This is a genomic window from Rhizobium cauense (assembly GCF_019511525.1).
In the GTDB taxonomy this organism is placed as follows: domain Bacteria; phylum Pseudomonadota; class Alphaproteobacteria; order Rhizobiales; family Rhizobiaceae; genus Rhizobium; species Rhizobium cauense.
The window spans coordinates 43,371-57,441 of record NZ_JAEUAT010000026.1; the positions used below are offsets into that span (position 1 = coordinate 43,371).

Below are 14,071 nucleotides of genomic sequence, written 5' to 3' on the forward strand. Positions count from 1 at the left end.
AGCGGCGATGCACGAGCGTGGCAACAGGGTATTCTTACAACTGCCGGCCATAATAGCGCTGGGAACTGTCGTTGCGCGCGCATTCGTTTCGTAGGGGACTGCCGTACCGGTCTTACCCGAAGTCGGCATGAGCGCCTCTTCGATACTGCCGCCGCTATCGAATGGACGGGCTGGAATGGCCTGGCTGGCAGAGGTGATGCCCGCGGTGATCCACCGGTACCTGGCAGACTGGCGTCGCGTCTTGTCGAGAGGGAGTGAAATTGAAGCGCGGTGCTACCCAATCGTTTTTCAGTGTGACCGTTCTCGCAAAGTCCCAGCTTGCCTTCCAAGTGAGGGATCCGGCCTCGCTTTGGACTTGCGCACTAACGCTGCTATTCTCTCTTGCTCGACAGGGGTCGCTACCGGTTGGACGCCGGTAGCAGTATCGGCTCGGATGGCAAGCACTCTTCCAGGGACCAATGGCTAATTGGCGATCCGGAGCGTAAGTGCTGTGATGCCGGCAGCAAGATTGAGGCCCTCCTCGGCCTGAACGGCAACCGGCTGCAGGGAAATCGTACCGTGCTCGCCTCCGACTAGAACTTTCGCTCCAACACCAACACCGACGGCTGCATCGGCGCTGACGCCGCTATAGGTTCCGGCAAGTGCTCCCTTGCTGCGGGTCGTTGGCGCGAATACGAGCCATGCCATCTTTCCCTTGTCGGTTTCCCCGATATCGAGACCGAACTCCGTAATCTTGCCCTTGTAATTTTCCCTGGCGCCGCCCCCCGTGGGCGTGAATACACAGCTGACTTCCTGCTGACCGCCAACGATGACGCCGATTCCAGCCGATACGTCACAGTTGATCGCGCCGACTTCTGTATGCTCGGCCGCGAAAGATGCACCGCATCCAAGGGCAGACAAGATTGCCGTTGCTGCTGTCGAAATCATGAGTTTGCGCATTTTGGAGTCCTTTTCTTGAGTGCTTGTCGACATATCCGCAGTCGCACCGCCGGAACGCGACAGACATGAATGAGATAAATTTTGTGGGAGGCCACCGTACAGAGGTGGCAGCGCATTGATCGTCTCAGCGAACCCAGAACGTTATGCTGCCGTCGGCCGCCTGCTCGGCATTCACGACGTTCTTGACGTCGATACCCTTTGCCGCAAGCTTTTCAGCAAGCCGTCCATTTGATTTGATTGCGGCCTGGATATGTTGGACACCGTCTGCGGTGCGGGGCAGGAACGCATCCGCTGCATCCGGCTGGTCCATCTGGTTCTGGTAATCGCTCAGATACTTGACGTCGAAATTCCGAGCGAACGTTGTCAGCGTCTTTTCGATCTCCGGACCGCCGTTCATCGCGAGGCTGTCAGCATAGCTGTTGGTTGCGAGAGCGAGTGTGGATATGACGGCAGCGATAGCGCATCTTGAAACGCGGTTCATGTCTTCCCTTTCAATGGCGGGTATTGCGACGTGGCTCAATCGTCTGAAACAAAACGGTTTTTGTTGTCGGCCAGTCGGTGACCGGCAAGTAAAACGTATGGGCGCCGCGCATTCACTGAAATCATACTCAGGTGTCTAGGATCCTATCCTTTGGTTTGGGCTGAGCGTCATTGGACGCAAGATGTGCTCGAGCCGCAGTGCAGAGCCTTAAACAAGGTTGACAATCGATGCTTGTCGCCCCCTGTTTCGCTCCTCCGCGGCGATCCCTCGGGCGCCCACCAGCTTTTGAGGTCTCCAATTGAATCGACGACGGCGCCCCGATCTTAACGTCGGCGCGCCGTCGCTTGTCATTGTTCCTACTGTCCTCGCTCGACGACCGCGTCAATTACGGCACGAGGCACGCGCGCAAGGTTTTGATAGCGCTCATCCTCCGGAACCTGGGCTGCTACCCAAGGTGTGGCGTGTCAGCCAAACGTAAATGCATAGGCGTTCACACCAGGATCGAGGAAGCGGATTTCGAATAGGCGAGCTCTTACGTCACCAGATTGACGCACGAGTTGGTAAAGCTTGGTGGAGGTCACGGTGCCATTGCCGGCCGCGTCGATATCAGTACCATGATCTGCACTTGGTGCCTTGCCATCGATTTTCACCTGAAAGCGGATGGGCTTTCCATCTGAACCAGGACCAAGGACGAGATTGAGGTCGCGCGCGCTGAAGCGATAAGTGATGCTGCCGTCGGGCTGATCGAGGGTCGCTTCCTCTGCCCCAATTGTCCAGCTCCCTGCGAGCCCCCATTCGTTCAGGCTGGGCGACTTTACTGTGTAGGTCTGCGCAGCGTCAGCACGAACCGGCTCGCTGGAGACGAAGTTTGTTGCCTCTCGATATCCGATGTAGGTCTCGCCCGAACGCAAATCCTTGATATCGGGGCTTGCCTCGGCCCCTTTGGCTTCAGGAGTGACAAACGCATTCGCACCGGTGGCGCTGCCGGCTTCCTTTAGAAGGTCCTGGATGGCTCCCTCGGTCTCTTGATAGTTTCCCTCGCCAAAATGGTGGTACCGGATCTGCCCGTTTGCATCGATCAGGTAGTGGGCCGGCCAATAGTTATTTTGGAACGCACGCCAGATTTTGTAGTCATTATCGATAGCAACGGGATATGTAATCCCGAAATCGCCAATCGCTTTCCTGACGTTGTCGATATTCTTCTCGAAGGCAAACTCTGGCGAGTGCACACCGATGACGACCAGCCCTTGATCCTTATACTTATCGGCCCAGGCTCGAACATAGGGCAGCGTACGAATGCAATTGATGCACGAGTAGGTCCAGAAGTCGATGAGAACCACTTTGCCTCGAAGCTGCTCCATTGACAGCGGTGGCGAATTCAACCAGTCGACCGCACCGCTGAGCGAAGGTGCACGTCCCTCGACGGCAAGATCGCTGCGAAAGGGCTTCGTTTTGTTTGCGGCTGCAGAGATCATGCTGTTTCTGGCCAGTTCAGTGGGTCTAGCTTCGCCGTTCGACGCCTCGAAACGATCAAGGACCGACTGCTCTAGAGACGTTGTGCTCGTATAAGAGAGCCTTGCAAGCAGGGTAGTGTCAAAGCCGAGGGCGATGACCGCCACCCCCGCTAGGACAGCAACGCCTGCGGCTTGGCGAATACGTTCGCTGACACCCAACGACCGCTTCAGCCCCGCAAAGACCCTTCCGCCCAACAGGAGCGCGATCGCCAACGATGTTGCTGCGCCTCCGGCATAAGCAAGCAAAAGAAGCGTCGTATGGAGGTTGACGCCCTGGAGCGCTGCGCCGGTCAGTACCAAGCCGAGAATTGGGCCGGCGCAGGGCGCCCAAAGAAAACCGGTGGCAACACCCAGGACAAAAGAGCCGACGACAGAGGCACCAGACGCTGAATTGCCAAACGAATTTAAGAGCCTGTTGCCTAGATTGACGATCGGTTGCGTAATTGCGCCTGAGACCCGCGCCGACAGCAAGCTGATGCCAAATACGACCAACAATACGATGGCGACGGTCCGCCCGTACGCATTCGCCTCGATTGCCCAGCCACCGCCGACGGCGGCCAAAGTTGCAACAACAGCAAAAGTGGCTGCCATACCCACCAACATTGGCAGGGTGCTACGCAGGAAAGGTTGACCCGCGCGTGCAAAGACGAACGGAAGGATCGGAAGGATGCATGGGCTGAGGATTGTCAGCGCGCCTCCCAGATAGGCTATGACAAGTAGCGTCATAATCGTTCCTTTGAATCGAGTATTCGAGCTCGAGCCGAGGCCACACCTCGACCGACAAGAGCCCAAGTCTGGTCGTTCTGATGTATCTCAGGTGTGTCGGGCTTTTGCCTCAAGTGTACCGAATTGTAGGTTCAAAAGCCTGGACGACGTCGCGACCAAATCCCCGCCAGCCAAATTGTACCGAAAAGTATCTCGATGCCGATTTTCTACACGCGTATTCAATATCGTGCCCGACGCGACATATTCGGGATACACGGGTAGGTGCCTCTTAGCCGTGTCAGAAAACAACCCGGAGAGTGCCCATGTCCGATAGCATCAATCATCAGCGCCGCAGCTTGCTCGGTGCCGCCGCCTTGACCGTTGCCGCCGTCGAGTTCGGCGTCATCGGATCGGCCAGGGCACAGACCCCCGTGTCAGCTGCACCAGCGCCCACGGTCAATCCCGGATTGCACACTTCGTTCGCCGCATTGAAGCAAATCAAGACCAAGGTTCTGGACATCGGCTACGCGGAAGATGGCCCAGCCGACGGCCCTGTCGCGCTCCTGCTTCACGGATGGCCCTATGACATCTACAGCTACGTCGATGTTGCACCAATTCTTGCGGCCGCCGGCTACCGCGTCATTATTCCCTATCTGCGCGGCTATGGAACAACCAGCTTCCTGTCGGAGAAGACATTCCGGAATGCGCAGCAGGCTGCTCTCGCAGTCGACATGATCGATTTCATGGACGCGCTGAAGATCAAGCAGGCAGTCGTCGGAGGCTTCGACTGGGGTGCCAGGACGGTAAACATCATGGCCGCGCTTTGGCCGGAACGCTGCAAGGGCATGGTCTCGGTCAGTGGTTATCTGATTGGCAGCCAGGAGGCCAACAAGAAGCCGCTTCCCCCGAAAGCGGAGCTCGCCTGGTGGTATCAGTACTACTTTGCGACCGAACGAGGCCGCGAAGGCTATGACAAATACCGCCATGAATTCGCAAAGCTTATCTGGCAGCTCGCGTCTCCGGACTGGCATTTTGACGACGCGACATTCGACCGCTCTGCTAAGGCGCTCGATAACCCTGACAATGTGGCAATCACCATCGACAACTACCGTTGGCGGCTTGGTCTGGCCGAGAGCCAGAAAGAGTATGACATCCTGGAAAGGAAGCTCGCCGCATCGCCGACGATTGGCATCCCGACGATTACGATGGAAGGAGATGCCAACGGCGCACCGCATCCGGAACCATCCAGCTACGCAAAGAAGTTCACAGGCAAGTACGAGCACCGCAACATCGCGGGAGGCATCGGTCACAACCTTCCTCAGGAAGCGCCGCAAGCCTTTGCGCAGGCCATTCTGGATGTCGATCGGTTCTGATGTCGCTTCGGTTTGCCAGGGCATATCATATCCTGCAATCTCAACCCGACTGACGCCGGCTTCAGCCCGCTCTTTGAAAAATGACCGCGGGCGCTTCATTAGCAGCGCCCGCCACACAACCGCCATTCCAGTGTTTCTTTCGACTTCCACTGAGGCGCGAATGCCGTCGATGGCCTCTCACAGTTCAACCGGGCACCTTGCTGCTCGCGTAGTGGTGCTCAAAGTGAGAGTGGGCAAGCCACCGCACATCTAGAAAGACCGGCCAGTCGATCCCGCAGGCAACACACACGTCGCGTTGGCGGGCATTGGTGTGTGTTGACTGTCCGGCCGAATTGCCCGGTTGAAAAGTCCTGGAGGATGGCGCGCGTCGATGAGACGCGGACCAATTGCTCGGTGGACAGACCCATATTGTCGAGATGATCAAGCGATTTGAAGATCAGGAACTCAGCATTGCTTCGATGAAGTCGTTCCTTGGTGCCTGTCGATCCGCAGCAGTAGTCGATGATCAAGGCGATGTTGGCGACCAGCGCTTGTAATGTTGTTTCCTGAGGCAGCTGTCGTGCCGTCACGAACTTACCAACCGTGTGATTGTCAGAAACCACGACATTCAGGCTCTCGCAAGTCACGTCCAACCAAACATCAGACAGGACGCCATAAGCAAGGATCGGCCGAAGAAACCGCAGGAAGTATCCATAAGACCAGAGCGATGAGGCCGCTATCGGATCGCCTGGCCCCCACTTTGCTATGATCGCATGAATACCCCTCTCGATAATCGTCGGATCACGCACGAGGTCCTTCAGGCCGATATCTGTTGGTCCCGGTACTTGGGTTATATGGGCAGCACAATCTCCAAATGGTGCAGGTAGAGATGAGAACGTAAGGTTCGTCATGCCCGTCTCGACACAAGGTAGGTCAAGTATGGAGCACCGATCAGCGCTGCGAACAGCCCCAGCGGAAGTTCATATGGGAACGTCAGGTTTCGCGCACCTAGGTCGGCAAGCAGCATCAAGGCGCTACCGAGCACGAACGACGCGGTGAGTTGATCACGAGACCGGCTGAAACCAGCCCGCAACGCGATATGCGGTGCCAGTAGGCCGACAAAGCTTAATGGGCCTACCAAAAGAGACGCGGCACCAGTTGAAACAGCTGCCAGAACGATGACGAGAACCCTCGCGGGTCGCAAGGGCACGCCAAGCGCTGTACTGACGCTATAGCCAAGAGGCAGCAGCGTCAGCCATCGGCTGACAAGAAGCGAACAAGCCAAGACCACCGTAGCTATGCCAGCAAGCGTCAGTGCGGGGGTTCCCGTCACCGTCGCAGCCGAACCAGCTAACCAGTTCAGGATTTGCCATGACCTCTGGTCGCCAATCGCCAACAATGCACCCAAAACCGCAGAGGTGAGAGAGCTTACTGCGACCCCTGCCAGCAGCAGCCGTTCAGGTTCAAGCTGTCGGCGGCCACCGTAACTGGTGACAACCGCAGTGCTGATCGTGGCTCCAACAACGCTACCCAAAATGATCTCGGCTTGAGTTGGAGCCGGTATCAGCGTCAATACGGCTGCGAAACCGATGCCGGCGCCGCCGCTCACACCGAGCACCTCGGGACCAGCCAAGGGGTTTGACGTGAGCCTCTGAAGCATCGCACCGGACACACCGAGCAAGCCACCGGCGGCGGCTGTCGCCACCACGCGTGGCCAGCGCATTGAAAAGATCTGCTGGAACTCGCTCATGGACAGCAATAGCCACCCGCCCTGGTCCTGAGCGACGAAGAAACTCGCAAGCGTGACAATGGCCACGCAACCGCCAATCGCGGCCAACATGGGGGCTGCCGGCCGGATGACTTGCTGCCCGTAGGCTCGCCCCGGGGTCGTGTGTCGGATCCTTGAAAGGAGCCACAGAAGAAGGGGCCCGCCCAGCAAACCAGTGATTGCACCAGTGGGGAAGCTTTCGTCTGCCGACGACGCAATGATCTGTACAAAGCCGTCGCAGATCCAGAGCAGTAGACCTCCGGCCAATGCGCTGAAAGCGAGCATGCTCCGGGCGTCCCTGGTACCGCAAGCTCTTACAATGTGCGGCGCCGCGAGCCCTACGAAACTCACGAGACCGACAAAGGCGGACACGAGACCGGTCAAAAGTACGCCAAGTGCCGCGACTGCCACTCTCACCTGCGTGATGCGAACCCCGAGGCCGCTTGCGACCTCCTCGCCAAACGAAAGCAAATGCAGCGGCCGTGCGAGTGCAACGCCCAAGGTCAAAGCTGCGGCAAATGCCACCGTGAGATAAAATGAAGGCGCCCAATCTTGCTGGCTGAGGGCCCCGCCGTTCCATGTCACAAGCGACATCAAGTACTCCCCCTGGGAAATGGTCATGGCTGCGGCAATGGCACTGGTCGTGATGCTGACAAGCATGCCTGCGATCACCATCGCAACCGGATCGAACCGACGACGCCAGGCCAGGAAGAAAACAACACTTGCGGCAATTCCCGCACCGGCAATCGCAACGGCACTGCGCCCTTCATCTACCAAGGAAGGCGCAAACAGTGTTGCCGAGACAATTGCCAGCTGGGCGCCCGCGGAAATTCCGAGAGTTGAGGAATCCGCGATCGGATTTCGAAACAGTTGTTGGAATAAAGCTCCTGCCAGACCAAGCATGGCGCCTGCAAGAAAGGCGACCGTTCCACGCGGTAACACGGCGTAGTAGAGGATGATTTGCTGCGTCGTCATCTCGGCATCGGGTTGCCACAAGGACCATTCCGAATATGGCAAGAAACTCGTCGCATTGTAGAGCTGGAGGCCAACAGCGACGAATGCAGCAAGCGTGAACCAGACTGACGTTCGGGTGATCACGGCTCACCTGCCGTCAGAGCGTTCGTAAAGAGCCTGGCGAACCGCAGACTGGCCTCGATACCGCCATAAGGATTGATGTTCGCGAGGTAGTGAACCCGAGAGCGCTTCACGGGTTCCAGTGAACGCCAGATACGACTTTCGTGCAGAGAATTGCGAGCTTCAACGGGTACGTCTGAAACAACCACTATGCGGGCATCGGGACGCGCAGCCAAGGCTTCCAGGGGCACTGGCGCTGCAAAGGTATAGCGTGACCGATCGGTCCAGGCATTCGATAACCCAAGGGCGGCCATGGTATCGCCAAACATGCTGTCGCTTCCAAAGGCGCGGAAGTGTCGGGCATCGCCAATGTTGATGAGATATGTGGCTCGTTTGCTAAACGGCGCCAGTAGAGCCTTCATAGACCGTACGGTCTCTTCCCTATCGGCAAGTACACGCTGGGCTTCCTTTTGTCGCCCGAGACGGGCCCCGAGTATGCTCACTGCGTCGATTGCCTTGGCGAGGGGACCCTCGCCCTTCACGTAGAAAGGCAGGGAAAGCACAGGCGCTATTCTCTCCAAGGCTGCTTTCTGTCGCGCATAGAAAGGCGAACTAAGGATCAAGTCAGGCTTCAGTCGCACCAGATACTCGAAGTTGGGCGAGCCACGCAGTCCGAGATCGGCGACGGAATTCGGCACCACCGGCTCCACGGCATCCTGCCGGAACTGAAGGAGCTCCGTTGCGGCAATCGGCATGACGCCGAGTGCGATGCTTGTCTCAAGCATCGCCCAGTCTATTGCAGCCACTCGCAGTCCCTGCGCGGAATGGCCTGATGCGGGTAGAGCCGTGGCGGCCAGCGATATCAGAAGCTGGCGCCTATTCAGCATTCGAAGTCACCATGAAAAAGTCAGACGTCCCATAATGCTGCGACCGTTGCCATAGTTGCACCCAAATGTACCGCAGCTGGAAATGTATTCCTTATCGCCGAGGTTCGCCAAGTTGACGGATGCTCTTATTCCATCCTTCTGGTAGTGGATGGAAGCATCCACAAGAGCGACGGCATCGAGGTCATAAGTGTTGGCGGTGTTACCATACCGTTGACCAACATAGCGGACGCCGGCGCCCACACCAAAACCTTCAAGCGCAGAACCTTCGCGGAAGGTGTAGTCAGCCCAAAGGCTGGCCGCATGGCGAGGTGTATTGTCCAGCTCGTTGCCATCGTCGACACCGCCGACGATCTCGCTGTCGGTATAGGTGTAAGCCGCGCGCAAATCCAGTCCATCGGTCAAGCTGACGACACCTTCGGCCTCGATCCCCTTCACATTCGCGCCGCCGATCTGGAAATAGGTCAGAGTTGTCGCATCAAACACAGCAACGTTCTTCTGCCGCAAGTCGTACGCCGCAATGGAGAAGAAGCCATTCCAGCTAGTCGGTTGATATTTGATTCCGATTTCGACCTGCTTGCCGGTGGTAGGATCGAGCGGCTGACCGCTTGTGGGTACCGGAACCGGCTCAAACGAAGTCGCGTAGCTGACATAGGGCGCGATCCCGTTGTCGAAGATGTAGGAAAGACCGGCTCGCCCCGTAAGCTTGTGATCATCCTTGTCCAGAGGTCGTGCTATGCCGTTGTTCCGGTTCAGCGAATCCCCATCCGTTTGCGCCCAGTCCTGGCGCAGGCCAAGTGTCGCCCGCCACTTGTCCAAGGCAACCTCGTCCTGGGCATAGATGCCGAACTGACTTAACGTCGATTGGACAAGAGTGTTGGTTGTCGGCGTCTTTGCCAGAACAATCGGCGCCCCATATACGGGGTTGCGAGAGTTCAGGCCCGTCGCCTGAAAAAACTGTGTGCCCGTATCGTTGTCGAAGTAACGGTACTCAGCACCGATCAGCAGCTTGTGATCAACGTCCCCGGTCGAGAACTCGCCCAGTACATTGTTGTCAACATTCACGGTATTTAGCCGCTCATCTTGGAACGTCGCGTTGCGTCGGATCGTGACGCCATCAGGGAGAACGCCTCCTGTCAGCGACGACATGCCAAGCGACTGATACTTCCAGTCGAGGTTGGAGTAACGGAAGCTCTGACGGAATTTCCAGTCATCGCTAAACCTGTGCTCGAACTGGTAGCCAACATTCGCCTGGTTCCGGCTTGAGCGGTCGAAACCCTCATCGCCAACGAAAAAGTCTCGACCGAGCGGATTGCTTGAGTTCAGTGTCAAGGATACTGGTAGCATCGACGGCGAACTCGGATTGTCGTGCTGGAAACTCGTCAACAGGGTGAAGGACGTGTCTTCATCTGGCTTCCAGGTGAGTGCTGGGGCGATGAAGTACCTGTCGTTATCCAGTTCCTCGACTTGCTGATTGGCCAGTCTGGCAACGCCCGTAAGGCGGTAGGCGAAATCCGATCCCGGAGAAACTGGCCCGCCGACATCAAAGAAACTGCCATAGGTTTCGTAGCTGCCTGCTTCGAGCCCAACCTCGCCAAACGTTTCAAAGACAGGACGCTTGCTGATCAGGTTTATCAAACCGCCAGGATTGCCCTGGCCATACATGACGGACGCAGGTCCCTTGAGAACCTCGACACGCTCCAAGCCGTAAAGCTCATAGGACGGCGCTCCGGCAGTGCGCATCATTTTCAGGCCATCGAGAAATTGAGATTGTCTTCCGTCAAAGCCCCGGATTCTCGGGGAATCGAAGCGGGAATCAGCGCCATATGGTTCGCTGATCACGCCGGAACTGTAGCCCAGAGCCTGCCCAAGGGTTGTTGCGCCCTGGGCCTTGATCTGATCGGCCGTAACCACTGAAATCGACTGCTGCGTCTCCAGAAGCGGGGTTCCGGTCTTGGTTGCCGTCGAACTCGTCTTTGCAACATATCCCCTTACTGGCGCGGTGGGATTTTCCTGCTGCTCTCCTGTAACCGTAATTGGAGCGAGCGCGGTCGCGCCCTGCTCATCCTGTCCTGATGCGACTGCGGGCATCAACACCGTGCCGCAGACTGTTGACAGCATCACAAGATAAAAGCCCTTCAAGCTCACGTTACCCTCATGAAAATCGCGAGAGGCGCCCCGCCCCTCAAAACTTGACAAAACCAGTCATCTTCCTAGAGGGTTTCCATCCTGCGATCCAATATTGTAACAAACAAATTTCAGAAGCCCGGATTATGAAAGAAAGCCGGAGATGGCAAACGCGTCCGACATCGAACTTAGGCATCTCAGATACTTCGTCGCCTTGGCCGAGGAGCAGAATTTCGAACGAGCCGCTGCGCGACTTGGAATCGCCCAACCGGGCCTAAGCCAACAAATCATCAAGCTGGAAGCGCTGCTTGGCGTATCCCTGCTGGACCGAAGCCGGAGGTCACTGCGATTGACCGGACCTGGCCTGGAGTTCGTCGAGCAGGCGCGCAGGGTTATAGGCACGCTTCAGGACGCGATCGAGGCCGTTCATCGAGCTGCCCGAGGCGATCTCGAACGCGTCTCAGTGGGTTACGTAGCGTCCGCGGCGTACTCGGGAGTGCTTGTGGAGGCCCTATCGAAATTCAAGGCATCCAAGCCAAGTATTGACTTCCATCTAATCGAAATGGAGATGCGGCTTCAGCTTGAAAAGATCTCAGACAAGACGCTGGATGTAGGCTTCATAAGGCCGCCAATTGCCCTTCCATCCGGCTTATCGGCAGAGGTTGCTGTCCGCGAGGACTTCGTGGTCGCACTGCCTGTGGGTCACAAATACGCAGCTGTGTCCTCGATCCCGCTGAAGGCGTTGTCGTCGGAGATTTTCATCACGCCACGACAGCCCCCGGACGTTGGCTTTCATCGCAATACGCTGGCTGCATGCAAGGAAGCGGGCTTCCAGCCAAACATAAACAGCTCGGGCCGAGACTTTACAACGATTGCCAGCATGGTGGTCCTGGGCGTTGGTGTCGCCTTGGTGCCGCGCTCGTTCCAGTGCGTGCGCCTTCCGGGTATTTCCTACACCAAGCTAAAGGGTTGCTCGGTTACCTCCGACCTTGCAATCGCTTACAGAAAGGTTGAACCGTCCCCGACCATCAAGAGTTTTATCGCCCATTTCAAAAGGACCTTGCCGAGCGAACAGGAGAGCTTCGAAGGCTAAGGTCGTGCAAACCGGCGCTGGTATAACGCCAGCACTCTCGCGGCAACGCTGAAGCTCCGCCACTGATGCCAAGGCATCATTTCGCCTCCAGCAGGGGAAGGTTTCCCGATGCGAAACTGTGGGCGCCACAAACGTGACGCCCACAGCATTAAGTCACTTCTTTCGCAGATTGAGCGCCGGATTATGGGCGAAGAAATTGTGGGGCATAATATGAACGGTCTTCCATTCCGTCGACATGACCGGCCAATCCTCCATACGAGGAATATGGTGGAAGCCAGCGGTGAACCAGGTGACGATGTCCTGGTCCATTAGCGGCCGGTCCTTCTTCACCCATTCGGCCAGCGTGTCTGAACCGTCGCTCTGCATAGCGTACTTGCCTCCAGCATAACGCTGTGCCGGGTCATAGACGGTGTTCCAAACCGAGTACTCGATATACGCGTTGCGCTTCATCGGCGGGTCGTTGGCAAAATCGAACGGACCGTAGGCGACATTGCCGTGGTGAATCATCCAGCCCGGCTCATGTCCGAGATAACCCTTCCTCGATGGGTCTGAGATGTGGAAATACTTGGGCTCCATCGCCGAGAGACGATAGCGGGCCTGCATTTCGGAGTGTGGCATCGAATGCTTGACAGACCACATGGACTTGCGCGGGCTGCCCTCCGGAACCTTGGCCGGAACGATGTCCATCGTCGAAAAGTGATTGATCGGCTGATCGACGTCGAAATCGACCCGGAAATTGAAGTAGTGGTCGTGGTTGGCAGCAACCAGGTTTGGCGCGATCAGCGTGCCCCAAGCAGTATCGGCCGAAGCTGTCGGATCTTGCATCGACGTCGAGGCCACCCCCTTGACAGCATCCAGGCCAGTTGCCCCGATGTAGATGTTGATCTGCCCGTTTTGCTGCAGACGGTAGTCGATCAGATAGTCATAATTGCCGACCTCCGACGCAGTGCGCACCACGAGTTCGGTTGCAGGGCGTCCTTCGGCCGGGATCGGCTTGTCGGGCGTCTGTGCGAAGACCTCGAAATGGCGCCAGGCAGGATCGCCGACATTGCGCTCGAAGACGCAGATCGCATTCGGAATGACGAGTGGGCTTCCCTTGTCGTCTGCAATAGTTGCTGGAAGGAAGGTGGCGTAGTCCGGGCAATCGATACCAGCCCGCAGTGGGCTCAGGAACAGACCAAAGCCATACTCGCCGCTGTCCATGTAGGTACGCCAGTACCAGCCCTCGGTCGGATCCATATAGGGCACGAAGACTTCTGAGAGGTGGGTCTGGTAAATTACTGAACGCCAATTGCCGTCATCATTGACGTCGAGATTGGAGATCACAAGGCCTGGGCGCTTGTCGACGCGGAAGTTGAGCCGCCAGATATCCCATTCAAGATGGCTCCCGTTGACCTTGAAATTCGCGCCACCAGGCTGGGAAAGCGTCGCAGGGTTCTGCTCCGGGCGCAGGGGAAGACGTTTGGAGACTTCCTCTTCCGTATAGCCCCAGTCGTCCTTCGGCAGTTCAACAACACCGGTGTCGATGACCTTTACAACCTGCTTCTTGCCGATGTCATAGACGGCAAACAGTCCTTCTATCGGCTTGGCGTAGTAGTTGGACCCTTCGGGCACCCGATAACAGGGCACCTTCATCAGGCGCGAGTTCTTGTATTCTTCGGTGAAGAAGTTGCCGCCTGTCAGCGGCAAGCAGAAAGCTTGGTCGGCCTTAAGTCCGCGCTTTTGGAGACCCGCCACCATGTCGGGATGGCTGAGTGCACCTTCGAGCGCATTCATGAACTCGGTGAAAAGGACCATGGGCTGGCCGGAAATCACCTCGTTGCTTTCGATGGTGCCGGCACTGATGTTGACCACTGCCTCCTTGAAGCCGCCCTGGTCGGTGAACTGGACGGAGGCCTTGCGGTCAAGCTTGTCGCCGTCCTTCCACTTCAGCACTTCGGCCTTGGCAGGCTCCTTGAGCTCGATCAGCGGAAACAGCGTGTCGTCATTGATGACTTTCTGTTCGCGCAGGATCTGGTTGATGCGCTGGTACTCCTCCGCAGTCAGGCCATCAAGCGGATGGGCAACAGCTACGGGTGCAAAAATTGCCATCGCCAATGCGGTGGCGGCAAGGTGTTTCAGTCGTTTCATATCG

The 14,071-nt window shown here is 57.2% G+C and carries 10 protein-coding genes; 2 read left to right on the forward strand and 8 right to left on the reverse strand.

Translation table 11 applies throughout. The features are described from left to right. Positions 1-462 precede the first annotated feature (462 nt). The 3 genes from JNB88_RS30465 to JNB88_RS30475 all read right to left on the reverse strand — a co-directional run bounded on the left by JNB88_RS30465 (position 463) and on the right by JNB88_RS30475 (position 3,660). The gene (locus JNB88_RS30465) at positions 463-939 is read right to left on the reverse strand and encodes a DUF992 domain-containing protein (RefSeq protein WP_220358699.1); all 477 of its coding nucleotides are present in this window, start codon (positions 937-939) and stop codon (positions 463-465) included. Between the two features lie 124 nt (positions 940-1,063). Beyond that, the gene (locus JNB88_RS30470) at positions 1,064-1,420 is read right to left on the reverse strand and encodes a hypothetical protein (protein ID WP_220358700.1); all 357 of its coding nucleotides are present in this window, start codon (positions 1,418-1,420) and stop codon (positions 1,064-1,066) included. 464 nt (positions 1,421-1,884) lie between these two features. Then, positions 1,885-3,660 (reverse strand): cytochrome c biogenesis protein DipZ, encoded by a 1,776-nt coding sequence (locus JNB88_RS30475; RefSeq protein WP_220358701.1) that lies wholly within the window; start codon positions 3,658-3,660, stop codon positions 1,885-1,887. A 302-nt stretch (positions 3,661-3,962) separates the two neighbouring features. Between JNB88_RS30475 and JNB88_RS30480 the strand changes: the two genes are divergently transcribed. Further along, the gene (locus JNB88_RS30480; protein ID WP_220358702.1) at positions 3,963-5,012 is read left to right on the forward strand and encodes an alpha/beta fold hydrolase; all 1,050 of its coding nucleotides are present in this window, start codon (positions 3,963-3,965) and stop codon (positions 5,010-5,012) included. A 218-nt stretch (positions 5,013-5,230) separates the two neighbouring features. Here JNB88_RS30480 and JNB88_RS30485 read toward each other — a convergent pair whose 3' ends face one another. The 4 genes from JNB88_RS30485 to JNB88_RS30500 are packed head-to-tail and all read right to left on the reverse strand — an operon-like array spanning position 5,231 to position 10,838. Then, entirely contained in the window at positions 5,231-5,902 is a 672-nt protein-coding gene (locus JNB88_RS30485) for a hypothetical protein (RefSeq protein ID WP_156142434.1), read from the reverse strand. Next, a complete protein-coding gene (gene fhuB / locus JNB88_RS30490) occupies positions 5,899-7,857 on the reverse strand; it encodes a Fe(3+)-hydroxamate ABC transporter permease FhuB (RefSeq protein ID WP_220358703.1) in 1,959 nt (652 codons plus the stop codon). The genes JNB88_RS30485 and fhuB overlap by 4 nt, the downstream gene beginning before the upstream one ends. Next, the gene (locus JNB88_RS30495; protein WP_220358704.1) at positions 7,854-8,720 is read right to left on the reverse strand and encodes an iron-siderophore ABC transporter substrate-binding protein; all 867 of its coding nucleotides are present in this window, start codon (positions 8,718-8,720) and stop codon (positions 7,854-7,856) included. Before JNB88_RS30495 ends, fhuB begins: the two co-directional genes overlap by 4 nt. Positions 8,721-8,726: 6 nt before the next feature. Further along, a complete protein-coding gene (locus JNB88_RS30500; protein ID WP_220358722.1) occupies positions 8,727-10,838 on the reverse strand; it encodes a TonB-dependent siderophore receptor in 2,112 nt (703 codons plus the stop codon). A gap of 169 nt (positions 10,839-11,007) precedes the next feature. On the opposite strand from JNB88_RS30500, the gene JNB88_RS30505 reads away from it, so the two are divergent. Beyond that, positions 11,008-11,937 carry a LysR substrate-binding domain-containing protein gene (locus tag JNB88_RS30505; RefSeq protein WP_220358705.1) on the forward strand — a complete coding sequence of 310 codons (930 nt, stop codon included), beginning with the start codon at positions 11,008-11,010 and terminating at the stop codon, positions 11,935-11,937. Positions 11,938-12,090: 153 nt separating this feature from the next. Here JNB88_RS30505 and JNB88_RS30510 read toward each other — a convergent pair whose 3' ends face one another. Further along, positions 12,091-14,067: a copper amine oxidase gene (locus JNB88_RS30510; RefSeq protein WP_220358706.1), complete on the reverse strand. Its 1,977-nt coding sequence runs from the start codon at positions 14,065-14,067 to the stop codon at positions 12,091-12,093. Positions 14,068-14,071: the final 4 nt, after the last annotated feature.

What these genes read in the sequence shown, in the direction of transcription:
- JNB88_RS30465 (WP_220358699.1), bottom strand. Translation starts at nt 939, where the DNA reads ATGCGCAAACTCATGATTTCGACAGCAGCAACGGCAATCTTGTCTGCC.
- JNB88_RS30470 (WP_220358700.1), bottom strand. Translation starts at nt 1,420, where the DNA reads ATGAACCGCGTTTCAAGATGCGCTATCGCTGCCGTCATATCCACACTC.
- JNB88_RS30475 (WP_220358701.1), bottom strand. Translation starts at nt 3,660, where the DNA reads ATGACGCTACTTGTCATAGCCTATCTGGGAGGCGCGCTGACAATCCTC.
- JNB88_RS30480 (WP_220358702.1), top strand. Translation starts at nt 3,963, where the DNA reads ATGTCCGATAGCATCAATCATCAGCGCCGCAGCTTGCTCGGTGCCGCC.
- JNB88_RS30485 (WP_156142434.1), bottom strand. Translation starts at nt 5,902, where the DNA reads ATGACGAACCTTACGTTCTCATCTCTACCTGCACCATTTGGAGATTGT.
- JNB88_RS30495 (WP_220358704.1), bottom strand. Translation starts at nt 8,720, where the DNA reads ATGCTGAATAGGCGCCAGCTTCTGATATCGCTGGCCGCCACGGCTCTA.
- JNB88_RS30500 (WP_220358722.1), bottom strand. Translation starts at nt 10,838, where the DNA reads ATGCTGTCAACAGTCTGCGGCACGGTGTTGATGCCCGCAGTCGCATCA.
- JNB88_RS30505 (WP_220358705.1), top strand. Translation starts at nt 11,008, where the DNA reads ATGGCAAACGCGTCCGACATCGAACTTAGGCATCTCAGATACTTCGTC.
- JNB88_RS30510 (WP_220358706.1), bottom strand. Translation starts at nt 14,067, where the DNA reads ATGAAACGACTGAAACACCTTGCCGCCACCGCATTGGCGATGGCAATT.